The sequence below is a fragment of the Ruegeria sp. BI7 genome (assembly GCF_056537925.1).
This window is the reverse complement of sequence record NZ_JBQFSK010000003.1, coordinates 306,792-333,067: the sequence shown is the minus strand read 5'-3', so window position 1 is coordinate 333,067 and position 26,276 is coordinate 306,792. Positions and strand designations below refer to the sequence as shown.

The following is a 26,276-nucleotide window of genomic DNA, read 5'->3' as shown; positions in this document are numbered from 1 at the left end:
TCGGGCCGGCAAAGCCGGTTCGAAACCGTTTACCCGTGCATCCCCAGCCCATTTGCGATCTTCCAGATCCGCCAGTGATCATGCGGCATGTGGCTCTGAACAAGGCCAAATGGGCGGAAAGCGTCATGCACGGCGTTCGAAAACGCAGGCACGCCGCCTACATTCGGGCTTTCACCTACACCCTTGGCGCCAATCGGGTGGTGCGGTGACGGGGTGACTGTGTGATCCGTAGTGTAGTTGGGCGTCTCCCATGCGGTCGGCAAGAAGAAGTCCATCAGAGTGCCAGTTTTCACGTTGCCCATCTCATCATAAGCAATTTCCTGGCCCATCGCGATGGCCAGTGCCTCGGTCACGCCACCGTGGACTTGCCCCTCGATAATCATCGGGTTGATCCGCGTGCCGCAATCATCCAGCGCATAGAACTGTCGAACTTCCCATTCACCAGTATCCACATCAATCTCCATGACACAGATATAGGCCCCAAACGGATAAGTCATATTCGGCGGATCATAGTAACTGACTGCCTCAAGACCCGGCTCTAATCCCGGAATCGCTTGGTTATATGCAGCAAAGGCGATTTCCTTCATCGTCTTGAACCGCTCCGGCGCGCCCTTGACCGCAAAACGATCCACATCCCATTCGACATCGTTGTCGTGGACCTCGAGGAGATAGGCCGCAATCATCTGTGCTTTGGCGCGGATTTTTCGGGCCGCCATTGCCGTGGCGGCACCGGCCACAGGTGTTGACCGAGATCCATACGTGCCAAGTCCGTATGGCGCTGTGTCGGTGTCGCCTTCCTCCAAAGTGATGTCATCAGCAGGCAGGCCGATTTCGCTGGCGATGATCTGGGCAAAGGTCGTTGCGTGGCCCTGACCCTGACTGATCGTTCCCAGCCGCGCGATGGCAGAACCGGTCGGGTGGATGCGTATCTCGCAGCTGTCGAACATGCCCAATCCGAGAATGTCGCAGTTCTTTACAGGTCCTGCGCCGACGATTTCGGTAAAATGCGTCAGGCCGATCCCCAGTAGCTTGCGGGTCTTTCCAGCCTTGAAATCCTCGATCCTTTGGGCCTGTTCGGCGCGCAAACCCTCATAGTCGACGGCCTTCAATGCTTTGTCCCAGGCGGTGTGATAATCGCCCGAGTCGTATTCCCAGCCCAGCGCAGACTGGTACGGGAATTGATCCGCCTTAATGAAGTTAATCCGGCGCAACTCGGCCGCGTCCATGTTCAGCTTAATCGCCAGAACCTCGATCATTCTCTCGATGAAGTATGCCGCTTCTGTCACTCTGAACGAGCAGCGATAGGCCACGCCGCCCGGTGCCTTGTTGGTATAAACGCCGTCGACAGCCAGATAGGCGGTCGGTATGTCGTAAGACCCGGTGCAGATGTTCATGAACCCGGCCGGGAACTTCGTCGGATCGGCGCAGGCATCGAACCCACCGTGATCCGCTGTTGTGTGACACCACAGACCAGTGATCTTGCCGTCCTTGGTCGCAGCGATCTTGCCTTGCATCCAGTAGTCGCGGGCAAAGGCTGTAGACATCAGGTTTTCCATCCGGTTTTCGACCCATTTCACCGGTTTGCCGGTGACAATGGACGCCACGACCGAACAGACATAGCCTGCATAAGCCCCAACCTTATTGCCAAAGCCGCCACCAATATCGGGGCTGATGACTCGGATGTTATGCTCAGCCAGACCTGAGATCAGCGACACAACGGTACGGATTGCGTGAGGGGCCTGAAAGGTCCCATATAGCGTCAGCTTACCCGTCACCTTGTCCATGCTGGCCACACAGCCGCATGTCTCTAACGGGCAGGGATGGGTGCGATGATAATAAACCATCTCTTCGGCCACGACATCGGCTTCACCTAGAACCGCCTCGGTCGCATCCTTATCGCCCTGTTCCCAAGTGAAGATATGATTGTGATGTTTGCGCGGACCGTGCGCGCCTTCGGTCTGACCTTCAAGATCTTCGCGCAGAACAACGTCAGATTTCAAAGCCTCAAAGGGATCAGTCAGAACTGGCAGTTCTTCATAATCAACTTCCACCAATTCCGCCGCATCTGCTGCAATGTAGCGATCTTCCGCGACGACATAGGCGACCTCTTGTCCCTGGAACAAGACCTTGCCATCGGCCAGTACCATCTGTTTGTCGCCAGCCAGTGTTGGCATCCAGTGCAATCCCAGAGGGGCGAGGTCTTCGGCGGTCAACACAGCGACTACACCGGGGATTGCAAGTGCTGCTTCTTTGTTCACACTGACGACACGCGCATGGGCATAAGGCGAACGGACAAAAGCACCGAACAGCATCCCGTCCAGCTTGATGTCATCGACATAATTGCCCTTGCCTTGGGTAAAGCGCACGTCTTCGACACGTTTGCGGGCACAGCCCATCCCTTTGAGGTTGGCGGCGCGTTCTTCGGGGGTCAGAGTCTGGTCGTTCATTCCGCAGCCTCCTTCTGAGCGTTCAGCATGTCGGCGGATGCCGAGATGGCCTTGACGATGTTTTGATACCCGGTGCAACGGCAAAGGTTCCCCGCCATACCGAAACGGATTTCTTCCTCGCTTGGGTTTGGGTTCTCCTGCAACAAGCGGTGTGCACGTGTGATCATGCCCGGCGTGCAAAAGCCGCATTGAAGCCCGTGATGTTCGCGGAACATCTCCTGCAGCACACCAAGGCTGCCATCGTCATTGGTCAGCCCTTCGACGGTAGTGATATCGGCACCGTTCACCTGCGCCACGAATGTTGTGCAGGATTTGACGGATTTACCGTCAATATCCACGGTACATGCGCCACAATGACTGGTTTCGCAACCGATATGGGGACCGGTAATTTTCAGATCTTCCCGTAGGAAGTGGATGAGTAACGTGCGCGGCTCTGCCAGACCTTCGACCTGTTTGCCGTTCACGGTGAGTTTGACATGCATCTTTGACATTGTTTTTCCTCCCCTCAACCTGCGCGGCTTTGCGCGCGGTCGATGGCACGGCGCAGCATCACGGCGGCCACGTGTTTCTTGAATTCGACGGGACCGCGGTTGTCGGCCACTGGATCGATCGCGTCGAGCATCGCTGTCACGCAACCCTCGATATCGCCCACAGCGAGTGCGTTACTGGCGGCTTCGGACCAAATTGGTGTGTCAGCCAGATTGGTCATCGCCACCGAGGCTTGACCGTTTCCGACTATCACTGCCGCCGCCGCCGTGGCATAGTCACCGATTTTACGCTTTTGCTTTTCATAAGCCTGGCCGACACCCGTTCCCGGCACCGGGATCGAAATCCGCGTCAGAATTTCCTCGTCGTCACGGGCGGTGAAATAGGCAGCTTCGTAAAAGTCGCGCGCGGCGACGCTGCGTTTGCCGTCCGGGCCGGACAAATCGAATGTTGCGTTTAAACACTGCATCAGCCCCGGCATGTCATTGCCCGGATCGCCGTTGGCCACGTTGCCACCAACAGTACCGACATAGCGCACCTGAGGGTCCGCGATCTGCAACGCCGCTTCGCGGATTAAAGGAATAGCCGAGGCTAGCCCGTCATGTGTAATCAATTCGTGCTGCGTGACCATGGCACCTAGCGAAACTGTTTCGGCACCGATCTCGATGCCTTTCAACTCGTCAATGGCCTGAAGATCGACAAGATGGCCCATCTCGGCCATGCGAAGCTTCATCATCGGAATCAGACTGTGCCCGCCCGCAAGCACTCGCGCTTCGTCTCCATATTCTTGCAAAATGCCGATGGCCGAGGCGATATCGCCTGGCCGGTGATACTCAAAACCGGCTGGTATCATTTTTTTCCTCCCTGGGTCCGAGCGATTTGCCTTGGGGGACCTGCGGTAAAGAAAGAACGGTTGAATCAGCCGTGCCAGTCAGCGGAAACGGGGCGCGCAGCTTGTTTCACGAGTTGCGAATAGGCTTCATGAACTGCGATCAAAGGCCCAGCGCATTACGGACGTCGTTCAGACGGGATCGGCTGACTGGAATCTTACTAAGCGCATCGACGCCTTCAAAATAGCAGGTGCCATTATCCTTGTGCCGTTCAAAGCTCGAAACGTGCTTTGGGTTCACCAGGTAACTTCGATGTGCGCGCAAGAAACCATCCGGTTTCAGGCGCGTTTCGGCTTGGGTAATCGACCAGGGGCAAAAGAGTTTCTCTGATCCCATGTAAAGAACGGTATAGTGCCCTTCAGCCCGGATGGCTGCTATCCGGGCAGGTTCTGCGAAAAATGTCTGACCTTCACGCTCAAACGGAACACCAGCCCGCAGCGCAGTGGTTTCGGTGACGGAGGGTTCGGGCGCCATGACGGCGGGCTCTGGCTCGATAAAGGTGATCCCAGTCAGAAGAAACGCACCGCAGATCAGGAAAACGGCAACCGTGACCCCCATGGCCAGGACCTGATTGTTCAGCACCGGCCCTGCCCCGCCCGCGTTTTCGCTGGCGACGAAATCGGTCAAGCCAGTGGCGACAAAATGCATGGTGAACACTGCCATACCAAAGCACACAGTTCCCAGCAGGATGTTGCGTTGGGTTCGGTTGTCATAGGCCACCCAAATCGCCAGAACCGACAGGATTACCGAGGCCAGCGTTGCAATTGCCACGTCCAGTGCGTTGTAAACAGGGCGGCAAAGCTCCATACCGGCCATACCGACATAATGCATTACAACAATTCCAAGGCCGACAATGATGCCCGCACCAATAACGGTCTGCATCGTCCGCGGGCGGAAATGCAACAGCAGCAGCGCCAGCCCGACCATAAGAATTGCCACCAGCGCAGACATCAAGGTGATCAGCGCGTCATAGTAGAACAGGATCGGCAATTGCAGGCCCAGCATGGCGACGAAATGCATCGACCATATGCCGCCGCCCAATGTGATCGCCGCCAGCACAACAATAAACTTGCGACGCTGCGGATTCAGTTTGGACGCGCCATGCGTCAGATAAAGGCCGGTGAAGCCAGCCATCAGCGCAACGGCCAACGAGGCTGCCACAAGCCAGGCGTTATGCGAATAGTCCAGCATTTGGGTTTGCACGCCCTCCCCGACGCGAGGATGACGTTAGCAAACGGATTTGATTGGGACAATTACGGACCGGGATGATATTTTTTAGCTCCGCGTTTTCCGATATCGTCCGCGGTTTCACAAGTAACCTGCGCGGTTCAGATCACTGAATGACGGCGTTTTCCCAGGCAGAAATAAACTTTTTCCTTTTCAGAACGTCCAAAAACGTAAGCAAGGCCGGGTTTAACCCAATGGTTTCTTGTTCATTTGAAGCATTGCCTGAAGTCAGCAATGGAAGAAACGGCTTGCTGTCCGGCGACGCAGGTTCTTCGGTGATCAAATAGCGGACAAATCGTTCTGCTGCCTCGGCTTTTCGGGTTGCTTCCGAAACCATGACAGTGCGCATCATTGTTGTCTGAAAATCAGAGGGAAGAATAACTTCCAAAGCGTCTTTTCCCTCGGTTCGGACGGCTGCGTAGCTGCCCAACACATTATAGGCGACCAAAATTGTTCCATCAGCGAGATCCGTGATCATCTCACCGGAACAGCAGTAAAGCCTGACATCCAACCCACCCATAACTTCCATCAGACGCCAGTAGGTTTCCGAGGCGCGTGCATCCTGTGTCGCAAACAGGTAGCCCAGACCGGACTGGCGGACATCATAGGTTCCGATCTTTCCGCGAAACACCTCGGGCCGTTCGCGCAGCGCTTCGATCAGACCTTGGCGTGTTTGCGGGATAGGCTGCCCTTCAAATGCGGTGCGGTTGATGACGATGGTCGCAGGCTCGGACGTGAAAGCAAAAAGGCTGTGATGCCACTGGGCCCAAGGCGGCACCTGCATATCGTCCAATGGCAACGCAAACCCGTCATTTGCAAGCTTTAGCTGCAAGTCCATTGCGCTGGAAACTATGACATCAAAAGCGTCAGGTGTGGCACGCACGCGCTTGTCGATATCAGCTGTGCCGGACACTAGGTACTCGATACTTATTGATGGGTTTTGGGCAACGAAGTCTTCGATCAGCGGTGCAAACAAAACCGTGTCCGTGCTTGAGATAACGCGTAGATGTGCGCCCTGCGCGCCATCGTTGAAAACCAGGCGATCTTCCCAATCCTCTGCCGACCCTAGGCTGGGAAAAAGAAACAGGGTTACAAAGATAAGGTCACGCATGCGCCGCCCTCTGTTTGGTTTTTCAGAACAAGCGTACCGCCATGTGCGGTCGCCACGTCCTGAGCGATGGTTAACCCCAGACCGGACCCAATCGTCCCGGTCGCATTCTGACCACGTTCAAATCGGCGAGTCAGCATATCGATCTCGTCTGGCGGAAAACCGGGCCCTGAGTCCCTGACCGTGATCCGGGCGTTCGGCACCGCTGTGACTTCGATCTGGACCGTGCTGTCTGAGGGCGCATATTTCAGCGCATTGTCGACCAAGTTACGCACTGCATTCTGAAGTAGAATGGGATCGCCGGAATAGGGAACTGAGGGATCACCGCTCAATGACAGCGAAAGTTCTTTCATTTCGGCTATCGGGGTAAGCCGCTGCACCAGCTCTCGGACCAAACCAACTAGATCGATATCCTCGCGTTCCAGATGATCCGCGCGAAACGTGATCATAGCGTGATCCAGCAACTGACCGGCCGCGCGCGAGCTTTCGTCAATCGCACGCACCATCGCTCGCAAAGCTTCGCGGTTATCTTTGCGTTCAACCCGGTGCAGCGTCGCCTCGGCATAGGATCTGACCGTCGCCAACGGTGTGCGCACTCGGTGCGCAGCTTCGGCGATGAAATCTTCGGATTGGCTAAGCGACTGATCCAAACGGCCCATCAGTGAATTAAGCGACGACACTAAGGGCGCCATTTCCCGTGGTACGGGCTTTTTGAAGGGGCTGAGATCCTGCGGGCCCCGGCGAGTGACCGAGGTTGTAAGTCTGTTAAGTTGTCCGATTGTCGTTGAGGTTACCCAGAACGACAGCGCCGTTGTCAGCAGAAAGAAACCCAGACCCAAATAGGCGGCATTGCGCGAAATCTGCTCCAAAGTTTCCGCAAGTGCGTCCTGGGTTTGGCCAAGTGCAACCTCAATCTTGGTCTGCCGTCCTAACCCGACCAGCGTTCGGCTGGCGCTGACCTGACGAACACGCTCACCACGCACCTCTCCGGATCTGAACACCCAGTTATTCTGGGCCGGGCCGCCCGTCAGGTGCAGATCTTCATAACCGGACAGGAATTCTCCATCCTGATAAATGGCATAGAACACCCGATCATCGGACGGCGTGCTGAGCATCGAGAACGCAGCATATGGAATGTCGACTTCCAGCACCCCGTCACGAAGAGCCGCTGCATCAAGGATGGATGTGACCGAGGCCTCAAGCAAATTGTCCTGACCTTGCTGGGCCACTTTTGCAGCATAGCTACGGACCGCAAAAAACAACAGGATTGCAAGGATCGCCGCACCACCGATCAGCGTCAGCATAAGCCGATTTCTTAAAGACCCGGAAACGGTCGGATTAGGCGTCATGATCCAACCTGTATCCCAACCCGCGCAGTGTTGTAATTTTCAGGTCAGACTTTTCCAGATGCCTGCGCAAACGGCCAACATAAACCTCGATCGCGTTGTCAGACACGTTGTCGTCGTAGGAAAACAAACGGTCCGCCAGCTTCTGTTTTGAAAACACATGACCCGGCGCGTTTATGAACAGCTCCATCATGCGCAATTCCCGGTTCCGCAATGACACGGCCTCTCCTCCAACAGTCAAATGACCGGCCACCGGATCAAACACCACACCACCGATCTCGATTGTCGATTTCGCACTCCCTGATTTTCGGCGCAGTACCGCGCGGCAGCGGGCCTCAAGCTCGGCATGGTCGAAGGGCTTGGTCACGTAATCGTCGGCGCCAAGATCAAGCGACCCGATTCGATCAGACACCTGGCTTCGCGCAGTCAAGACAATCACGGGTGTGTCCAAACGACCTGCCCGATGCCGTTTCAAAAAGTCACGACCATCCCCGTCCGGCAGCATGATGTCCAATAGTATCAGATCATACTCGTCGGTTTCGACAAAGGCGGTTGCATCCTCTAAATTCGCTGCGTGATCAATAACATGACCATCCAGTCGCATACGAGAGCTGATCGCATTCGCGAGGTCTAGATTGTCTTCCACAAGCAGAAATTTCATCAGGCTCGAACAGTATTTTGGCGCGTGACAGGTTGATGTCAGGTTGATGTGTTTTTGTTTCCTACAATCTGAGCCGCCATGCGGCCGGTTGTCAAACGGGAGGAAAACATGACGACATTGAAACTGGGCCGACGCGCCCTGATCGCAGCCGTGGCTGCAATTGGTCTGACGGGACCAGCTTTGGCTGAAGACCAAGTGGTGGACAGCATTCACTTTCTGATCCCCGGTGGTGCCGGCGGTGGCTGGGACGGAACCGCTCGTGGCACAGGCGAGGCACTGACAAATGCAGGTCTTGTCGGGACTGCGTCCTACGAGAACATGTCTGGCGGTGGCGGCGGCAAAGCCATTGGCTATCTGATCGAAAACGCCGACAGCAACCACGGCACGCTGATGGTTAACTCTACCCCTATCGTGATCCGCTCGCTGACCGGCGTGTTTCCGCATAACTTCCGCGACCTGACGCTGGTTTCGGGTACGATCGGTGATTATGCCGCGATCGTCGTGGGCAAGGACAGCCCCATCAACTCGATGGAAGACCTGCTGGCTGCATTTGACGCCGATCCTGCGGGAACGGCGATTGGTGGTGGATCGGTGCCAGGCGGTATGGACCATCTGGTTGCGGCCATGGTGATGGAAGCGGCCGGCAAAGACGCATTGGCCGTAAAATACATCCCCTATGATGCGGGTGGTAAAGCCATGGCGGCCCTGCTGTCGGGTGAAATCGCCGCGCTGTCGACGGGCTTCTCGGAAGCCGTAGACCTAGCAAATGCGGGCGAGGTTAAGATCATCGGCGTAACGGCGGAAGAACGCGTGGACGCCGCACCTGATGCCATGACCATGAAGGAACAGGGCATCGACACAACCTTTGTGAACTGGCGTGGTTTCTTTGCGGCTCCCGGCCTGCCCGAAGACAAGCTGGCCGTCTATCAGGACGCCATCGCCAAGATGTACGACACACCGGAATGGGAAGAAGTTCGTGCCCGCAACGGTTGGGTGAACATCCACAACTCGGGCGATGACTTCCAGTCATTCCTGGAACAGCAGGAACAGCAGATCGGCGATCTGATGAAAAAGCTGGGCTTCCTCTAATAGTAGATATGTCAGGGCGGTTCGCCGCCCTGACATCCCCAACCACAACAAAAAAGGAGGGGGTATCATGGCGCTGGATCGCTGGATCGCGCTCGTTCTTCTGGGTGTATGTTTAACGTATGGCTACGCCGCCTGGTTCACGATGGACGGTAGCCTTCCCCCTTTTATGCAACGTAACCCTATCTGGCCAAGCACCTTCCCAAAAGTGCTGTCCATTCTGGGTATTGTAACAACGACGATCATTTTGCTGGGATTTGAAAAATCTGAGCCGAAAGAGGCAGATATCGATTACCGGCGGCTGGGTGAGTACCACCTGGATCAGGCGCTAATGCTTCTGGCCTTGATGGTCATCTACGCCCTGTGCCTGCGTCCTGTGGGCTTTCTGATTTCAACCTCGGCTTTCCTGATCCTCGGGTCCATTATTCTGGGTGAGCGCAAGTGGCACATCATGTTGCCCGTCGCGTTCATTGCCACGGGTTCCGTCTGGTATTTGGTTCAGGAAGTCCTTGGCATCTACATGCGCCCCCTGCCGGGCATTTTCGGAGGCTGACATGCTTGAAGGACTTCTGATCGGCCTGCAAACGGCATTCTCTATCCAAAACCTTCTGATGGTCGTCGCGGGCTGTCTGATCGGCACGTTCATCGGAATGCTGCCCGGCCTCGGACCGATGTCGATCATTGCCATCATGATCCCGGTCGCCATCTCGATGGGGGATCCTTCGGCTGCTTTGATCCTGCTGGCCGGGGTATATTACGGCGCGATCTTTGGCGGCTCGACCTCATCCATCCTGCTGAATGCGCCGGGGGTCGCCGGTACGGTTGCCTCCAGCTTTGATGGCTATCCCATGGCGCGCCAGGGCAAGGCCGGAAAAGCCCTGACAGTCGCCGCGATCGCCAGTTTCGCAGGCGGCACGATGGGCGCTATCCTTCTGATGGTATTTGCCCCTGCGCTGTCCTCGGTCGCGCTGTTATTCCATTCGGCCGAGTATTTCGCGCTGATGGTCGTGGGCCTTTCAGCCATTGCGGCGTTTGCGGGCAGTGGCCAAGTTGCCAAGGCGGTCATCATGACGGTGCTTGGGCTTATCATGGCGACAGTAGGCGAAGGCGCGCTGTTCAATCTGCCGCGCTTCACCATGGGGATTATGGATCTGCAATCCGGCTTCGGCTTCATCACCCTTGCCATGGCGATGTTTGCCTTGCCCGAAGCCCTGTTTCTGGTCCTCAAGCCAAAAGACCTGAAGGGTGATGACGGTGAAATCAAGGATCTGCGCATCACCAAGGACGAAGCTAAGGCCATCGCACCTGTGGTCGGACGGCAATCGGTACAAGGATTCTTTATCGGTGTCCTACCCGGCGCAGGAGCGACAATCGCCAGCTTCCTTGGCTACGCGGTCGAGCGCAACATCGCGCCGAAAGAAGAGCAAGAAGAATTTGGAAAAGGCTCAATCAAGGGTTTGGCTGCGCCCGAAACGGCAAACAACGCGGCCTGTACCGGATCTTTTGTTCCATTGCTGACATTGGGTATTCCGGGATCGGGCACCACGGCGATCCTGCTGGGCGCTTTGATAGCCCTGAACGTGACACCCGGCCCGCGCCTTATGATCGATGAGCCGCAGATCTTTTGGGCGGTCATCATGTCGATGTTCATTGGCAACCTGGTACTACTGATCCTGAACCTGCCGCTGATCCCATATATCGCCAAGGTGCTGTCTGTACCGCGCAACTATCTGATCCCGTTCATTTTGTTTTTCACGCTGATGGGGGCCTATATCGGGCAGAACAACGCCACCGAATTGCTGATATTGGTCGGGTTTGGAATCTGTGCCACAGCACTGAAATTTGCCGACTATCCACTGGCACCGTTGCTGATCGGGTTCATCCTTGGCGGCATGATGGAAGACAACTTTGCCCGATCGATGCAGCTTTATGACGGGATCGCTTTCATCTGGGAACGTCCCATGACGCTGGGCTTGCTCGTTATCGCGGCATTGCTGGTGCTGCTCCCTAGCTATCGTGCGCGTCGTTCGCGGGCGCGGGCAGCCGGGGTCGCTGATGGCGACTGAGCCCCTTTCAGGTATTCGGGTTCTTGACCTGACAAATGTTCTGGCAGGCCCGTATTGCTGCTATCAGCTTGCGCTGATGGGGGCCGATGTGATCAAGGTTGAACGCCCCAACGGTGGTGATCTGGCCCGCGTGCTGGGTGCTGACCCCGACAGGAACAAGGCAGGCATGGGCATCAGCTTTCTTGCCCAAAACGCCGACAAAAAATCCGTCACCTTGGACATGAAATCCACGAAGGGCAAAGCGCTGCTGAAACGCTTGGTTCGTACAGCGGATGTTCTGGTTGAAAATTTCCGGCCTGGGGTCATGGATCGACTGGGGCTGGGTTATGAGGTTCTGCGCGCCGAGAACACAAACCTGATCTACTGCGCGATCAGCGGGTTTGGTCAGGACGGTCCCCGCCGAAAAGACCCGGCCTATGATCAGATCGTTCAGGGCATCAGCGGTGTGATGTCAATAACGGGTGCCGCCGATACGGCACCGTACCGTGTAGGATACCCGCTTGCCGATACCGTCGGAGGTCTGACAGCTGCATTCGCAGTTAGCGGGGCATTGAACGCGAACCCTCGCGGTGCGTTTCTGGATGTCGCCATGTCCGAGGCAGTCATATCAACCATGGGTTGGGTGGTGTCGAATTTCCTGGTCGGCGGCGTCACCCCCAGCGCGCACGGCAATGAAAACACCACGTCCGCGCCATCTGGTACGTTTGCCACCGCAGACAACCCGATTAATATCGCCGCGAACAGGGATGAACAATGGCAGGCCCTTGCCCGACACCTCGGACGAGAGGATTTGCTGGAAAGCTCCGACTATACATCCCGCGAAGACCGCAAGCGAAACCGCCATGCCCTTCGGATTGAGCTGGAAACAACGCTGCGCAAACGGTCAGCCAATGAATGGGTTGACGAGTTGAACGCATTGGGCGTTCCGACTGGGCAAGTACTGACGGTGCCACAGGCCCTGTGCGATGACCAACTTGCAGGACGAGGATTGATTGGATCTCTATCCGTCCAGGGCGAGGAATTGAAACTGACTGGCAGCCCCGTCGTGATGGATGGTCAGCGCAAGATGCCTCAAGCCTCTCCGCCAGAACTTGGTGCGGACAATTCTCTAGTTTGGTCAGAACTTGGCCTGTCCACCACCGAAATCGATACGTTGATGAAAGAGGGTGTCATATGAGTGATGTGGCGGACTGGTGGAGCACCGCCATCATCGACATGGAACCGGGGCGCATTGACCTGCGGGGAGAGCCTATTCAGGACCTCATTGGCAATCTCAGCTTCGCCGAAATGATCTGGTTCATGGTGCGTGGCGACAAGCCGTCACCAGCACAGCTGAAGTTGTTCGAAGCTGCATTGGTCGCCGCTGTGGATCACGGACCGCAGGCCCCGTCTATTGCCACAGCACGAATGGCAGTGACCTGCGGTTTGCCTTTGAACAACGCCATGGCCAGTGCGGTGAATATGCTGGGTGACATCCATGGCGGTGCAGGAGAGCAGGCCGTAAATCTCTACCATTTCGCTGCCTCGCACAGTTCCAATCTCGAGGTTGCGATGGACGAATGGATCGCTTTGAACGGGAAAATTCTGCCTGGGTTTGGCCATCGGTTTCACACTCCAACGGATCCACGTGCGCCTCGTCTGATGGCATTGGTTGACGAGGCAATTGCTAATGAGGCTTGTGATGGGCGCTTCAAGGCCGTCGCGCGAGAAATTGAGTCAGAACTGGCCCGCCGCAAAGGCAAACCGGTCCCCATGAACATCGACGGCGCCACCGCAGTGATTTATGCAGAGCTTGGCTTCGCTGCGCCTCTTGCTCGGGGCCTGTTCTGTCTGTCCCGTTCAGTTGGCATTCTTGCGCACGCGTGGGAGCAAACACAGCAGGGTGGGCGAAACAAGGGCCCAACGCCTCCTAAGTACCGTTGGACGTACTTGAACGCCGAAACGCTAGGCAGCGTTGACCAGTAAACATTTCCGGCGGAGTTGACTAGTACACCGACTTGCAGAACCCGATGGTCACACTTGTTTTTCCACCACGGGTTCGACATCGGGCCGCACCGGTTCAACGTCAGGACGGACTGGTTCGGCCTCCATCTCGATGATCTCGGGGGCCTCGGCCTCTTCGACCACGTCCTCTTCCGGCTCGGCTTCGGGCTCGGGTTCCGGCTCGACTTTGTCCTCCAGCGCGCCGACGATCAGCGGCAGCATATGCACACCAGTGGCCGTGGCGATCTCGGGCGTTTGCGGGGTCTGCCAGCTGAGGGTGTCAAAGCTGCCGCAGTTCTGGCACACCGGTCCCCATTCGGGCTGGATGTCGTGGCAATTGTCGCAGACCCATTGCGGCCCGCGCGGCGCGTTCAGCGCCTTGGCCAGCCAGCCTTGCACAACAGCGTCCGAGGACCCTTCGCCCCGTTCTATCGCGGCCATCAGGGTATAGGCCCGCGCATCGGCCTGTTTTTCCACCACATCGCCCAGCGCGCGGCGGGCTTCAGGGAAGTCCTCGGCGACGATGTTCAACTCAGCCAGGATCAGGCGGGTCTCCAGATCCTCGGGGTGGATACGGGTCAGGGCGACAAAGCGGGTAATCCGCGCCGCAGGGGTTTCATCCGGTGCAATCTCGGCAAAAGCATGGGCCAGATCAGGATGCGGCTGCACCTCCCAAGCCTTTTTCAGGATCTTGGTCGCAGCACGCGGCTTGCCTTTTTCAATATAGGCACGCGCGGCCATCGCGGCGGCAGGCACCAGATCGGGCGACAGGCGGTTGGCCTCGATCGCGTGTTCCTGTTGTTCGACCGTGGCGCTGTCATCCAGAATGTCCTTGGCTTCGGACAGGGCCAGAACCGCGTCACGGCGCTTGAACACGTCGCGCGGTAGTTGGCCCGCCTTCAACTTGGCCGTCAGAGTTGATCGAGCACCAGCCCAGTCCTGCGATTTGGTCTGCAGACCCAACAGAATGTCTTGCGTCTCGGCATGGCGCGGTTTGATCGCCAACGCCTTTTCAGCAAGCTTTCGGGCTGTGTCATCATCACCCTCGGCCAGTTTCTGCTTCATGATGCCGCGCACACCGACAAAGCGGGTGGCGTTATTGGTGACTAGTTTCTTGTAGGTCTCTGACGCCTTTTTCGTATCGCCATTCATCTCGGCAGCCTGTGCCACCAGTAGATTGGTCAGTTCCGGCTTGTTCAGCAGTTTCTCGGCCTTGGCGGCCTTGTTCATCGCCACGCGCCCCTCACCCGAAGCAAGTGCCATCAACCCATCGGCCAGCGCCTGGTAACCGCGCTTTTCACGGCTGCGGTCAAAATAGCGCGACAGGGCAGTTTCGTCGCCATTGAGGAAATGCAGTGTCGCGATCAGCAGGGTCAGCAGCTTGAAGATCACCCAGATGGCCACCACAAGCACGCCCAGCGCGATCACCGATTGCAGCGGCCCCAACGTGAATTCGGTGCCCGCAACGGTGATCTGCACGCCACCACTGGTTTCCATCAGGAACATGGCGCCCATGGCCAGCAGGCCGATAATCGCTACAAAAACAAGGATCTTTAACAATGACCACAGCATGGCAGGTCCTTCAGTTCGAGTTTACGCTGGATTGCAGCGCATTTGCGGCGTCCACGGCAGCCACACGTGTCTGGGCCGCCTGTTCCCAATCGGCCAATGCGGCCTGTGCCGTGTCGGGCAGAGATTTAAGCTCGCTCAGCGCGGTGGCAATATCCCCTTCGGACAGGGCTGCCTGTGCCCGTGACAGGACTGCGTCCGGGCCGTCACCCTCTTGCGGCGTCACCGATCGCGCGCCGGTCTGCCGTTGCAGAAAGGCGACCAGCCCGGTTGTCTTGTCGGCATCACGTGCATCGGCCAGCGCAGTACGGGCTGCGGGCACAAAGGACTCGCGCAAGGCAGCAAGAGTTGCAACGCCTTCCGTGGACGGTGCTGACAGGGCATCAGGTACGCTCACGCCCCCTGCCTTCAATTGGTCTACCAGGTCGTTATAAGGCTGGCCCGCCTCCAACTGCCCATGCACCTGAGACAGAACCGCAGCATTGGTCGCAGCCTGCGCCTTAACCGCAGCCTGAGCTTCAAGCGCTTGTGCATCCGAGACCATTTTCTCGACCTCAGCCCGCTGCGCGGTCAACGAGTCCTGCAGTTTCTTCAGTTCGGCCTCAAAGGCGGCCGAGACCTCGGGCGAGGCGCCTTGCGTCAGGGCGCCGCTTTCCAGATCGTTCAGACGGCCGGCCAAGGGGTCAACCTTGCCAGCCAGCCCATCCAGGCTGGTTTTCAACGCCGCCAGATCCGAACTGAGCGGCGTGACCTGATCAGTCAGGGCCGCGATCTTGCTGTCTACGTCCGAACTGCCGGACTGGGATTCGGATAGGGATTTCGTCAGCGCTTCAATCTGGCTGGCCTGGTCGCTCAACTTCGATTCAAGGGCTGTCAGCGCGTCAGACTGGCCCGAATTGAACATGCCCGCGCTGCCAGCGGCAAAGCCAATCGCCGCGGCGATTGCACCACCGATCAGGGCCGGGACAAAGCCGCCTCGCTTTTCTTCTTTGTGCGCTGCAGGCTCAGCGTGGGTCGGTTCCACGGCCATTTCGGCTTCGGCTTCGGCTTCGGCTTCGGCTTCGGCTTCGGCTTCGGCTTCGGCTTCGGCTTCGGCTTCGGCTTCGGCTTCGGCTTCGGCTTCGGCTTCGGCTTCGGAAAAGCCCTCTTCTACCGGCTCGGCCGCGTCAACAGTAGCTTGTTCCTCAGCAATTGTGGATTCGACCGCTTCGTCCGACTTGGGGTCTTCCACTGGCTTTTGATCGGTTTTCTTCTTACGAGCCACCGCAACATTCCCCTTATCGAATCCAAAATCATATGAATAACAGGCCACTCTAAGTTAATCGGTGGTATCGCTACCCTCAACCCGCATCGCATGTTTCACAAGTTTTTTAACCGCTTTTCGCATTTTCTTGGGGGTTGGCGCTTTGGCGACCCTTAGATGCGCATAGTCCAAAAAATAAAGGGGTTCCGCAGTCGCTTCGCTGATTGCGGCCAGCCACAGGGGCGCTGAACCAGCCCAGATATCGGCAAATTGTCGCGCCGTCCGGGGCGAAAATAACGGTGCGATGACCGACTCTTTGCCATCGGTGGCGGCTGCGGCCTCGGGTGTCAGCGGTAACAGGCGCTGCTGATAGACGGCCTGTTCGCGCACGGTCAGTCCCGACTCGGTCAGGCGGGTGGCGACATTGCCCCGGCTGTGTTCTCCACGCAAATGCAAAAGCGGGCTGTCGGGCCGATGTTTCAGCAGATAGGCCACCAGTTCTTCGGCCGCTGCGCCAACCATCTGCGCGTTCCAACCAGCACTTTGGGCCGTGCTGGTGGTGGCAGGGCCGACGCAAAAGGCGGGCATGTTCCGAGACAAGCCCAAGGATACGGCAGCATTCACCCCATTGGCCGAGGTGAAAATCAGTCCCCGCACACCACTGGTGTCGACATTGATCGGCAAGGGGTTGATTTCGAGTAGCGGGGAATAGATGACCTTGACCCGGGATCTGGTGCGGGCCGGCAGCTGCGCGACAAACCGTTCTGAGGCGGCGCGCGGGCGGGTCATCAACAAATACAACGGTCGGCGCCTTCCGCCTTGGGATTGTTTGCATCCGCGCAGGGTGATACCCCGCTTGGCAGTCATGGTGTAACGGATCAGGCCAATGGTGCAAACACTTACCATCCTCGGGTTGGAAAGCAGCTGTGATGACACGGCCGCCGCCGTCGTGCGCCAAACCGATGGTGCAGAGGCCGAGGTTCTGTCTTCTATCGTGCATGGCCAGACCGAATTGCACAGCGCTTTTGGCGGCGTAGTGCCCGAAATTGCCGCCCGCGCGCATGCCGAAAAACTGGATGTCTGCGTGGTGCAGGCGTTACAGTCCGCAGGGCTGACCCTGGCCGATATGGACGCCATTGCGGTCACCGCCGGGCCGGGTCTGATCGGCGGCGTCATGTCGGGTGTCATGTGTGCCAAGGGGCTGAGTGCAGCATCTGGCCTGCCTTTGGTCGGGGTGAACCATCTGGCCGGGCATGCCCTGACACCTCGTCTGACGGATGGGATCGCTTTTCCTTATCTGATGCTGCTGGTCTCGGGGGGGCATTGTCAGTACCTGATTGCCCACGGACCGGAAAAATTCACCCGTCTGGGCGGCACCATCGACGATGCCCCCGGCGAAGCGTTCGACAAAACCGCCCGCCTGCTGGGCTTGCCGCAACCCGGCGGCCCCTCGGTCGAGGTCGAAGCCCGGTCGGGCGATCCCAAGCGATTCCGCTTTCCGCGCCCACTGCTGGACCGGCCAGGATGTGATCTGTCGTTCTCGGGGCTCAAGACCGCGCTGATGCGGATGCGAGACCAGATCGTTGCCGAAAAGGGTGGGTTGACCCGACAGGACCGCGCAGATCTGTGCGCTGGGTTTCAGCAGGCCATTGTCGACACATTGGCCGAAAAAACTCGCCGGGCGATGGATCTGTATTTGGAGGAAAACCCTGCAGAGCCGGTGATCGCGGTTGCAGGTGGCGTAGCAGCAAATTCGGCCATTCGTGCAGCATTAGAGACTGTTTGCATAGAAAAAGGTGCGCGATTCACGGCCCCGCCGCTGAACCTTTGCACCGATAACGCCGCCATGATTGCCTATGCAGGGATGGAGCGGTTTCGTACCGGTGCCCGGGATGGATTGGACCTGACCGCCCGGCCCCGCTGGCCGTTGGACCAGACCAGTCCCGCCATGCTGGGCAGCGGCAAGAAAGGAGCCAAGGCATGAGCGTCGCTGTCCTTGGATCTGGGGCATTTGGCACCGCTTTGGCGATTTCGCTGGCCGGGAATGGGCCGGTGACGCTGTGGTCGCGCAACACCGAGCAAGCCAACCAAATGCAATACAGCCGCGAAAACGCTGCGCGCCTACCAAACGTCGCCCTGCCAGACGAAGTATTGGTGACAGCCGATATACAGGACGCCGTGACCTCTGATGTCTTGCTGCTGGCGGTTCCCATGCAGAAACTGCGCGCGGCTCTGACGGAACATGCCCCGGTTCTGGCCGGAAAGACACTGGTTGCCTGCTGCAAGGGGATCGAACTGTCCTCAGGCCTTGGTCCAATCTCGGTGATCCGCCAGACCATCCCGGATGCGCGCCCGGCTCTGCTGACCGGGCCCAGCTTTGCCGATGACATCGCGCGCGGGCTGCCCACGGCGCTGACGCTGGCCTGCGCGGATGGTGATCTGAGCGAAACGCTGCAGACCGAACTGACCACTGCGAACCTGCGCCTTTATCGCACCACCGACGTGATCGGCGCGGAACTGGGCGGAGCCTTGAAAAACGTCATGGCCATCGGCTGCGGCGCTGCCATTGGGGCCGGGCTTGGCGACAGTGCCCGCGCTGCCCTGATGACCCGTGGCTTTGCCGAGATGCAGCGGTTCGCTTTGATGCGCGGCGCGCGTCCCGATACCTTGATGGGCCTGTCTGGATTGGGCGATCTGGTGCTGACCTGCTCATCCGAATTGTCCCGAAATTATCGTTTTGGCCTGTGTTTGGGTCAAAATCGCCCTTTCGACAGCCAAACAACGGTCGAAGGCGTCGCAACCGCGCGCGCCATGGCGGACATTGCCACGGCTGAGGGGCTGGACATGCCCATCAGCGCCACGGTGGCCGACCTGAGCCACGGCACCTATAGTGTGCCCCAAGCCATTCAAACCCTGCTTAACCGACCCCTCAAGGAGGAATAATATGCTCATTGCCCTGATCGCCAAGGACAAGGACGGCGCCCTGCAAACCCGGCTGGACAATCGCGCCAACCACCTGGCCTATATCGAGGAAACTGGCGTTGTTGCACAGGCAGGCCCCCTGCTGGACGGCGACGCGATGATCGGCTCGTTGATCATTCTTGAGGTCGAAGACATGGCTGCTGCGCAAACATGGGCAGACAACGATCCCTATGCCAAAGCAGGGCTGTTTCAATCCGTTGATCTGATCGTATGGAAGAAGGTCGTCGGCTGATGGCATATTGGCTGTTCAAATCCGAACCCTCAACCTGGAGCTGGGACCAGCAGGTTGCCAAAGGGGATGCGGGCGAAGAGTGGGACGGCGTGCGCAATTATCAGGCGCGCAATTTCATGCGTCAGATGGCAATCGGTGACCGCGGGTTTTTCTACCACTCGCAAAAGGACAAGGCGATTGTCGGCATTGTCGAGGTCTGCGCCGAGGCCCACCCCGACAGCACCACAGATGATGAACGCTGGGAATGTGTGGATATCAAGGCTGTACGCCCGTTCACTACAGCTGTCACTTTAGAGCAGATCAAGGCAGATGAACGTCTGGACGAGATGGTGCTGGTGAAAAACTCGCGCCTGTCCGTTCAACCTGTGACTGATGAGGAATGGGCAGCCATCTGTACGCTGGGGGCCACCCAACCGGATTGACGGAATCAACGTCTAAGGGTGCAAACCTTCTCAAACCACCAATAAAATGGTATATTTTTAGGGCTGCACCATGTGGGGGCAATGGCGGCCGCAGTTTCAGTGGTCGTCTGTCTTTTGGTGTTGCTCGATCTTTGGTTGATCAATTCGAAAGCAAGAACCCATGTCTGACGTTGAAGGCAGCGGTGGGAAGAACGAAGACATTGCTGCTGAGCTGAGTTCAAAATGCTGGGAAGCGCGCCTTGAGATTGCGCGAAAACAGCGCGCCGCTGCGCTGGCCGATGCGCAGCAATCAGGTCACCCGGAAACGTCACTGGAAATCGAGATTGAAACGCCGCAGGAAGACAGCCCCGCGGACCTCGGTGAATTCAAACTTGAGCAGGTTGTGTTCAAAAGTTCTCAGTCGAAACACCCAATACAACCGCCCCGAAAACAGCGCGTCAATCGCATGTATCCGATCGTTTTTGGTGCAATGTTCTGTGGCGCTGCCCTGCATTGGGCCGCAACAAGTGTTTTGGCAGGATGGCGAAACCCCGACGCGGTGGTTCAAACCAGCCTATCTATTGATACAACAGCAGAAATCGACGCAGACGCAAATCCGGTGGCGGGTGATCCAAATGACGGTGATACGACCCTGTCCAGCTTGGAATCGGACGCGGCACAACCGATTTCGCGGTTTGCCAAAGTGACGCACAAGACGTCCACTGCAAATACGGGGCCAGGGTCAGAAAAGAGCAGTTCAGTTGTTCCAATGAACTATGAGCCAGCCTGGGGTGAGACGCTATTGCCACCGGTGAAACAAGGCTCTTACGAACCGGGGGCGCCGCTAACAACCGTACCTGACGTCGTGATCGCCCGAGCCACCGCACCGAGATCGGTTCTCGTGATTCCCGAAAAACATGACAGCCTGCCTAATCATGACCAGCCGGCTGAAACAGGGGTATCTCTTTTTGTACCCGTTGGCGTGTCGAACGAAACCAGCATCGCCGTGCTTGAGGTTTTGACCTCGGACCAGACTGACGTGATTGCAACGGCGCGGGTAAATTATGCCGTGAAGGCGACTCAGGTCCGATTCTATCACCCCAAGGACGCGCAAATTGCGGAACTGACAGCAAGTTTGCTTGGCGGTATCTCTCGGGACTTTACGAAGTCCGGTCCAAAAACGCGACCGGGTCATATTGAGGTTTATTTGGCCGGTAAGGGGGGTGGAAGAAAACGCCAACCAAATCGAGGGCCAGATTCAGTGGAACGGTTTGTTGCCCGAATTATTGAAGAGTTCCAATAAAAATGCGGGAAGGTTCCGACGATGCAGAACCCTCCCTACCCCCGCGTGCTCCCTACTCACCACACGCGTCTGGAAATCTTTGGCTCTGACCGTACTGGTCTCTCTTAGATATTAGTCGAGTTCTGGTGGTCAGCACAAACACCAAGTGCTTAAAATTGAAAACGCCCGCCAGTGGCCTGACGGGCATCAAGGGATCAGCCGTAGACCGACTCTTTGCCGAAATGCTTGGTCAGCATGTAATAGACAACGGCGCGGTATTTGTTACGCTCAGACATGCCATAGGTTTCAAGCGCAGTGTTGATTGCGCCCGTCAACTCTGGCCCGTCTGACAGGCCCAGCTTCTTGATCAGAAAGTTGTTCTTGACCGTCTCGATCTCACCTTCCTGCGTGGCAGCCACGGTCGACGCGTCGGCGTCATAGATCGCCGGACCACATCCGATTGTGACCTTGGTCAGCAGGTCCATATCAGGGTCCATTCCGCATTTGTTTTTCAGATCATCTGCGTATTTTGCGATCAGCTCGTCGCGTTTTCCCATGTCCCAATCTCCCTAAGTTACAATGAAACGGCACCCTTACCGTCTTCATTAAGGTTAGCCGCGACAGATATTTTTCCGAAAGGAAAAAATTAAGGGATTTCTCCCCCTAATGCCGATAAGGGCGCAAAGCGGCCCGGCTGGCCTAGCGGCAAAAGCCCCAACCCGGACCCTGCAGGTGGAAATGGTCGGCGTGCAAGCGATTGTAATCTGGCCCCAAAACAACCCGGAACCAGTCACAAGCACCACGTCCAATCCGATGCAAAAACGCGGCCTCGGGTCCGGGCGTGTCCCAATCTGTCAGCAGGGTCAGGGATCGGCCATCCCCCAGTTGCAGGCCGATTATATCAATCGCGTCCGCGGTGGCGTGGCTGCTCCAGCCGCTGTCCTGCCCCTGCGCAGTGCGCATCCGGCGGCAATTGTAGCTGCCCACGTGGCGTAAGGCGCGCACGTCGGTGCCCAGGATCTCGCGCGCGGCGGGCTGCACCACGTGATGTTCCCATAAGGCCAGCCGCAATGTTGTGGTGCAGCTGGTTTCGACCGCCTCGATCCGTGCGGTGGTCAAACCAGAAAGCAGACCCCGACCGGCAATGCCACAGTTCCGATCCACCACCAGCTCGTCCATCGGCTCAAAAACCACTTCGGCTGCGGACAGGGCGGCCCGGCACTGTGCCTCGTCCCCCAAGGCGCGGCGCAGCTGATACGCGGTGACCGGCGTAACCGGTGCTGTCACGGTCAAGTCCCGCAGCGGGTTCCAATGTGGCGGCACCGGAGTTTGCGGATGCGATAACACCCACCACCCGCCGCCGCCCGCGACGATCAGCAAGGCAACGAGTGTAAAAAACAAAGACGCCGCCAGATACAAAATCCGGCGGCGTCCTGTGCGTTTGGTCATACCCGTTCCGCAATCAATAGCGGTAATGCTCGGGCTTATAGGGGCCTTCGGGTTTCACGCCGATATAGGCCGCCTGTTCGTTGTCCATCTTGGTCAGTTTCACACCGATACGGTCCAGATGCAGACGGGCGACTTTCTCATCCAGATGTTTGGGCAGGATGTAGACGTCGTTTTCATACTGATCACCCTTGGTGAACAGCTCGATCTGCGCCAGAACCTGATTGGTGAACGAGGCCGACATCACGAATGAAGGATGCCCGGTGGCGTTGCCGAGGTTCAGCAGACGACCTTCGGACAGCAGAATGATGCGGTTGCCCGAGGGCAGCTCGATCATATCCACCTGTTCCTTGATGTTGGTCCATTTGTGGTTCTTCAGGCTGGCCACCTGAATCTCATTGTCGAAGTGACCGATGTTGCCGACGATAGCCATGTCCTTCATCTCGCGCATATGCTCGATGCGGATCACGTCCTTGTTGCCGGTGGTGGTGATGAAGATATCAGCGCTGGCGACTTCGTCTTCCAGCAGGGTGACCTCGAACCCGTCCATTGCGGCCTGCAGGGCGCAGATCGGGTCAACCTCGGTCACTTTTACACGGGCACCCGCACCGCGCAACGACGCGGCCGAGCCTTTGCCCACGTCACCATATCCACAAACGACAGCAACTTTACCGGCCATCATGGTGTCGGTGGCACGGCGGATGCCGTCGACCAGCGATTCCTTACAACCGTATTTGTTGTCGAACTTCGACTTGGTTACGCTGTCGTTCACGTTGATCGCCGGGAACGGCAGGTGGCCGTCCTTCACCAGCTGATACAGGCGGTTCACACCGGTGGTGGTTTCCTCGGACACGCCCTGGATCTGATCACGCATCTTGGTGAACCAACCAGGGCTTGCCGCCATTCGCTTGGCGATCTGGGCCTTAATGACTTCTTCCTCTTCCGAGCCCGGAACGGGGATGATGTCTTCGCCGGCTTCGGCACGTGCGCCCAGCAGGATATACAGCGTTGCGTCGCCGCCATCATCCAAGATCATGTTCGGGCCGTCTTCGAACAGGAAAGATTTGTCCAGATAATCCCAATGCTCTTCCAACGTCTGGCCTTTGATCGCAAAGACCGGAATACCAGCCTCGGCAATGGCCGCCGCCGCGTGATCCTGGGTTGAGAAGATGTTGCACGACGCCCAGCGCACATCCGCGCCCAACGCCACCAATGTTTCGATCAGAACAGCCGTCTGGATGGTCATGTGCAGCGAACCGACGATCCGCGCACCTTTAAGGGGCTTTGCGTCACCGTATTCCGCGCGCAGGGCCATCAGGCCCGGCATCTCGGTTTCGGCGATGTCCAGCTCTTTGCGGCCAAACCCGGCCAGCGCAATGTCTTTGACGATATAGTCCCCGGCCATCATATACTCCATTCCGGTAAGCAGGTCCGGGCTGCCCCCTAGCATCCCTTGGGGCAGGTAGCAACGAAGATGGCCGAAAACAGATTATTTGGCAGCAAAAATCAGCTGGGCTCACCCTTTAGTGTAATCTTCGGGATCGCTTCAAAAAAATCGGTGCCAACGGCGACAATACAACTAATGCCGTTCGCTTGGGTCACCAGAACCGTGTAGCTTCCGGTTTCCTTCGAGGTCCAAACCTCCATAACCGCCTGCGCACCACGCGTTTTCTGCAATCCACCAAAGACCAGCTCTTCTGAATAGCTGTCTTGCAGCTTGGCGATCACATGCTCGCGTTGCGCACAACCTTGGGCAAATGCAGGGGGGGCAGTGGCGGCCATTCCAAAGGCCAGGGTAATTCCAAACAGTCGCTTAAACATAGTAGCTCCCTTCGATACGAGTTACGTTCCGAGAGGGGCACACCAGGAGGAGCATGCACCCCCCTCAGCACAGATGTCGGTATCACCACGCGCCAATTCAAAGCACGTCTGGTCAAGAAAAAGTTGGCAGCTGGTGATCTCGACAGGTACATCATAACACAAAAACCCAAAACTTACGTGGGCGACTTCACAGGGCATGGCATAATGGCAACACAAGCACGAGCATGGCAAAGAATGCTGTCGGGGCGCAGACTGGATCTGCTGGATCCGACCCCCGTAGACATCGAAATCGAAGATATCGCCCACGGACTGGCCTTTGTGGCCCGTTGGAACGGCCAAACGGCGGGTGATTTCGCCTATTCCGTGGCCGAACATTCCCTGCTGGTCGAAGAGCTTTTTGGCCGGGTTGCGCCCAAAGCACCGGTGAAATGGCGCCTCGCGGCTTTGTTACATGATGCGCCGGAATATGTGATCGGAGATATGATTTCGCCGGTCAAATCCGCGGTTGGTCCCGATTACGGCGCATTGGATGACCGTCTGGCGGCCGCGATCCACATCCGCTTTGGCCTGCCTGCTGCAGTGCCGAAAACGGTGAAACGGCAAATCAAAAAAGCCGACAAGATCAGCGCCTGGATGGAGGCCACCCAGATTGCGGGGTTTTCCGAGGCCGAGGCGACAAAGTTCTTTGGCCGTCCCGACAAGGCGGTGATGGAAGGGTTAGAGATTACTTTGCGACCGCCGGTTGAGGTAAGGCGAGCGTATATGGCGCGACATAACGTGCTGATAAATTCTCTCTAAATTACCAATTTCATCCAATGGCGGCTCTGAGCCCGTAGTGGACACTGTTTTTGGCTAGGTGCAGCGCTCGAATTGACCGAATTTACGCGGCGGTTACACTACTGGCGATTTATTGGATTCAACATCAGAAGAAATGCGGGGGATAAGTTCCATGGGTATTCACAGATTAAATCCTGCGGGAGATCAGCTTGAACCTTCTGATCTTGTTCCGACAGAGGCGTTTACAACAAGCGACGCGACGGAACTTATCCACTACGCCCATCTTGATGAAAACTCGGGAATTTCGTCAGGGGTTTGGAAATGCGCCCCGTGCCGGAAAGAAATTGATGCCTATCCGGTGAACGAGATGATGACGGTTATTTCTGGTTCTGTAACGATCACCGATGATGAAGGTACACCGCAAACATTTTCTGGTGGGGATACATTTTTTATCTCCAAGGGAACAAAATGTATCTGGGAGATCACGGATACGTTGCACAAATTTTTTATGATCGCCGAGTAATCCATATAACCAACGGCAGCTCCGTCCCGCATTACAGACTTATTGAGTATCGTCTGATACAGAATCCTGATTCAGATTGATCCCAATTCGCAGCCCATCACCGCGGACTGCGTTTCGCCAAAATCCGCTGCAATGTCCGGCGGTGCATGTTTAGCCGTCGGGCGGTCTCGGAGACGTTTCGGTCACACAGCTCATAAACCCGCTGGATATGCTCCCAGCGCACGCGGTCCGCGCTCATGGGGTTTTCCGGCGGTGGCGGCAGTTCGTCACCTTTGGCCAGCAGCGCATTGGTGATGTCGGTGGCATCGGCGGGTTTTGACAGGTAGTCGGTCGCGCCGATCTTGACGGCGGCCACGGCGGTGGCAATCGCGCCATATCCGGTCAGAACCACAACCCGGCTGTCGGGGCGTTTTTCGCGCAAAACTTCGACCACATCCAGACCGTTGCCATCCTCAAGCCGCAGGTCGACAACGGCATATGCAGGGGGGCGGGCTGTAGAAATGGCGCGGCCTGCGGCGACGGAACCTGCGGTCTCAACTTCGAACCCGCGCTTCTCCATGGCTTTGGCCAGACGTCTCAGAAACGGCTCATCATCATCCACCAAAAGCAGGGATTTATCGGGGCCGATATCCAGGTCAGAGCTGTCCGCCATATTCTGTTCTTTCCGTAATTTTACGTCTTTGGCTTAAACATGAGTAAT

General features: G+C 57.2%; 27 protein-coding genes. 12 read left to right on the top strand and 15 right to left on the bottom strand.

What is annotated here, in order from left to right:
* Positions 1-29: 29 nt before the first annotated feature.
* From ACR0JB_RS11125 to ACR0JB_RS11095, 7 genes are all read right to left on the bottom strand, one after another.
* Positions 30-2,447, bottom strand: coding sequence for an aerobic carbon-monoxide dehydrogenase large subunit (locus ACR0JB_RS11125; protein WP_170396929.1), 2,418 nt, complete (start codon positions 2,445-2,447; stop codon positions 30-32).
* Positions 2,444-2,938 (bottom strand): (2Fe-2S)-binding protein, encoded by a 495-nt coding sequence (locus ACR0JB_RS11120; RefSeq protein WP_170342546.1) that lies wholly within the window; start codon positions 2,936-2,938, stop codon positions 2,444-2,446. Before ACR0JB_RS11120 ends, ACR0JB_RS11125 begins: the two co-directional genes overlap by 4 nt.
* A 14-nt stretch (positions 2,939-2,952) precedes the next feature.
* Positions 2,953-3,786 (bottom strand): FAD binding domain-containing protein, encoded by an 834-nt coding sequence (locus ACR0JB_RS11115; protein WP_170396928.1) that lies wholly within the window; start codon positions 3,784-3,786, stop codon positions 2,953-2,955.
* A gap of 139 nt (positions 3,787-3,925) precedes the next feature.
* Positions 3,926-5,014: an MHYT domain-containing protein gene (locus tag ACR0JB_RS11110; protein ID WP_170396927.1), complete on the bottom strand. Its 1,089-nt coding sequence runs from the start codon at positions 5,012-5,014 to the stop codon at positions 3,926-3,928.
* Between the two features lie 142 nt (positions 5,015-5,156).
* On the bottom strand, positions 5,157-6,161 hold the full coding sequence (locus tag ACR0JB_RS11105) for an ABC transporter substrate-binding protein (protein WP_170396926.1): 1,005 nt from the start codon (positions 6,159-6,161) through the stop codon (positions 5,157-5,159).
* Positions 6,140-7,507, bottom strand: a complete 1,368-nt coding sequence (locus ACR0JB_RS11100) for a sensor histidine kinase (RefSeq protein ID WP_170396925.1) — start codon at positions 7,505-7,507, stop codon at positions 6,140-6,142. The genes ACR0JB_RS11105 and ACR0JB_RS11100 overlap by 22 nt, the downstream gene beginning before the upstream one ends.
* Positions 7,497-8,165 (bottom strand): response regulator transcription factor, encoded by a 669-nt coding sequence (locus tag ACR0JB_RS11095; RefSeq protein ID WP_170396924.1) that lies wholly within the window; start codon positions 8,163-8,165, stop codon positions 7,497-7,499. Before ACR0JB_RS11095 ends, ACR0JB_RS11100 begins: the two co-directional genes overlap by 11 nt.
* 108 nt (positions 8,166-8,273) lie before the next feature.
* On the opposite strand from ACR0JB_RS11095, the gene ACR0JB_RS11090 reads away from it, so the two are divergent.
* The 5 genes from ACR0JB_RS11090 (at position 8,274) to ACR0JB_RS11070 (ending at position 13,282) form a co-directional block, all read left to right on the top strand.
* Complete coding sequence (locus tag ACR0JB_RS11090; protein ID WP_170396923.1) at positions 8,274-9,254, top strand: Bug family tripartite tricarboxylate transporter substrate binding protein; 981 nt, start codon at positions 8,274-8,276, stop codon at positions 9,252-9,254.
* A 67-nt stretch (positions 9,255-9,321) separates the two neighbouring features.
* Positions 9,322-9,804: a tripartite tricarboxylate transporter TctB family protein gene (locus ACR0JB_RS11085; protein ID WP_170396922.1), complete on the top strand. Its 483-nt coding sequence runs from the start codon at positions 9,322-9,324 to the stop codon at positions 9,802-9,804.
* Position 9,805: 1 nt separating this feature from the next.
* Entirely contained in the window at positions 9,806-11,317 is a 1,512-nt protein-coding gene (locus tag ACR0JB_RS11080) for a tripartite tricarboxylate transporter permease (RefSeq protein ID WP_170396920.1), read from the top strand.
* Positions 11,307-12,494 carry a CaiB/BaiF CoA transferase family protein gene (locus ACR0JB_RS11075; RefSeq protein WP_170506449.1) on the top strand — a complete coding sequence of 396 codons (1,188 nt, stop codon included), beginning with the start codon at positions 11,307-11,309 and terminating at the stop codon, positions 12,492-12,494. The genes ACR0JB_RS11080 and ACR0JB_RS11075 overlap by 11 nt, the downstream gene beginning before the upstream one ends.
* Positions 12,491-13,282, top strand: a complete 792-nt coding sequence (locus ACR0JB_RS11070) for a citryl-CoA lyase (protein WP_170396916.1) — start codon at positions 12,491-12,493, stop codon at positions 13,280-13,282. Before ACR0JB_RS11075 ends, ACR0JB_RS11070 begins: the two co-directional genes overlap by 4 nt.
* A gap of 48 nt (positions 13,283-13,330) precedes the next feature.
* On the opposite strand, the gene ACR0JB_RS11065 is transcribed toward ACR0JB_RS11070, so the two are convergent.
* Genes ACR0JB_RS11065 through ACR0JB_RS11055 form a run of 3 tightly spaced genes read right to left on the bottom strand, consistent with a single transcriptional unit; the run spans position 13,331 to position 16,901 of the window.
* Positions 13,331-14,872, bottom strand: a complete 1,542-nt coding sequence (locus ACR0JB_RS11065) for a heme biosynthesis HemY N-terminal domain-containing protein (protein ID WP_480789923.1) — start codon at positions 14,870-14,872, stop codon at positions 13,331-13,333.
* 10 nt (positions 14,873-14,882) lie between these two features.
* Positions 14,883-16,133 (bottom strand): COG4223 family protein, encoded by a 1,251-nt coding sequence (locus ACR0JB_RS11060; protein WP_480789922.1) that lies wholly within the window; start codon positions 16,131-16,133, stop codon positions 14,883-14,885.
* A gap of 54 nt (positions 16,134-16,187) precedes the next feature.
* On the bottom strand, positions 16,188-16,901 hold the full coding sequence (locus ACR0JB_RS11055) for a uroporphyrinogen-III synthase (protein ID WP_480789921.1): 714 nt from the start codon (positions 16,899-16,901) through the stop codon (positions 16,188-16,190).
* 97 nt (positions 16,902-16,998) lie between these two features.
* Between ACR0JB_RS11055 and tsaD the strand changes: the two genes are divergently transcribed.
* The 5 genes from tsaD to ACR0JB_RS11030 all read left to right on the top strand — a co-directional run bounded on the left by tsaD (position 16,999) and on the right by ACR0JB_RS11030 (position 21,030).
* Entirely contained in the window at positions 16,999-18,096 is a 1,098-nt protein-coding gene (gene tsaD, locus ACR0JB_RS11050; protein WP_170396908.1) for a tRNA (adenosine(37)-N6)-threonylcarbamoyltransferase complex transferase subunit TsaD, read from the top strand.
* Complete coding sequence (locus ACR0JB_RS11045; RefSeq protein WP_170396906.1) at positions 18,093-19,055, top strand: NAD(P)H-dependent glycerol-3-phosphate dehydrogenase; 963 nt, start codon at positions 18,093-18,095, stop codon at positions 19,053-19,055. The genes tsaD and ACR0JB_RS11045 overlap by 4 nt, the downstream gene beginning before the upstream one ends.
* A gap of 1 nt (position 19,056) precedes the next feature.
* Positions 19,057-19,326 carry a YciI family protein gene (locus ACR0JB_RS11040; protein WP_170349518.1) on the top strand — a complete coding sequence of 90 codons (270 nt, stop codon included), beginning with the start codon at positions 19,057-19,059 and terminating at the stop codon, positions 19,324-19,326.
* Positions 19,326-19,748, top strand: coding sequence for an EVE domain-containing protein (locus ACR0JB_RS11035; protein WP_170396904.1), 423 nt, complete (start codon positions 19,326-19,328; stop codon positions 19,746-19,748). The genes ACR0JB_RS11040 and ACR0JB_RS11035 overlap by 1 nt, the downstream gene beginning before the upstream one ends.
* 160 nt (positions 19,749-19,908) lie before the next feature.
* Positions 19,909-21,030 (top strand): hypothetical protein, encoded by a 1,122-nt coding sequence (locus ACR0JB_RS11030; protein ID WP_170506440.1) that lies wholly within the window; start codon positions 19,909-19,911, stop codon positions 21,028-21,030.
* 194 nt (positions 21,031-21,224) lie between these two features.
* Here ACR0JB_RS11030 and ACR0JB_RS11025 read toward each other — a convergent pair whose 3' ends face one another.
* The 4 genes from ACR0JB_RS11025 to ACR0JB_RS11010 all read right to left on the bottom strand — a co-directional run bounded on the left by ACR0JB_RS11025 (position 21,225) and on the right by ACR0JB_RS11010 (position 24,276).
* Positions 21,225-21,566 (bottom strand): DUF2853 family protein, encoded by a 342-nt coding sequence (locus ACR0JB_RS11025; RefSeq protein WP_170349521.1) that lies wholly within the window; start codon positions 21,564-21,566, stop codon positions 21,225-21,227.
* 142 nt (positions 21,567-21,708) lie between these two features.
* On the bottom strand, positions 21,709-22,458 hold the full coding sequence (locus ACR0JB_RS11020; RefSeq protein ID WP_170506438.1) for an extensin-like domain-containing protein: 750 nt from the start codon (positions 22,456-22,458) through the stop codon (positions 21,709-21,711).
* Positions 22,459-22,471: 13 nt separating this feature from the next.
* Positions 22,472-23,860: an adenosylhomocysteinase gene (gene ahcY / locus ACR0JB_RS11015; RefSeq protein WP_170396897.1), complete on the bottom strand. Its 1,389-nt coding sequence runs from the start codon at positions 23,858-23,860 to the stop codon at positions 22,472-22,474.
* Between the two features lie 101 nt (positions 23,861-23,961).
* Complete coding sequence (locus tag ACR0JB_RS11010; protein WP_170349524.1) at positions 23,962-24,276, bottom strand: hypothetical protein; 315 nt, start codon at positions 24,274-24,276, stop codon at positions 23,962-23,964.
* 204 nt (positions 24,277-24,480) lie between these two features.
* Here ACR0JB_RS11010 and ACR0JB_RS11005 point away from each other — a divergent pair, with 204 nt between their 5' ends.
* Complete coding sequence (locus ACR0JB_RS11005) at positions 24,481-25,074, top strand: HD domain-containing protein (protein WP_170506435.1); 594 nt, start codon at positions 24,481-24,483, stop codon at positions 25,072-25,074.
* Between the two features lie 151 nt (positions 25,075-25,225).
* A complete protein-coding gene (locus tag ACR0JB_RS11000; protein ID WP_480789920.1) occupies positions 25,226-25,576 on the top strand; it encodes a cupin domain-containing protein in 351 nt (116 codons plus the stop codon).
* 97 nt (positions 25,577-25,673) lie between these two features.
* On the opposite strand, the gene ACR0JB_RS10995 is transcribed toward ACR0JB_RS11000, so the two are convergent.
* Positions 25,674-26,228, bottom strand: coding sequence for an ActR/PrrA/RegA family redox response regulator transcription factor (locus ACR0JB_RS10995; RefSeq protein ID WP_142637470.1), 555 nt, complete (start codon positions 26,226-26,228; stop codon positions 25,674-25,676).
* Between the last annotated feature and the right edge of the window lie 48 nt (positions 26,229-26,276).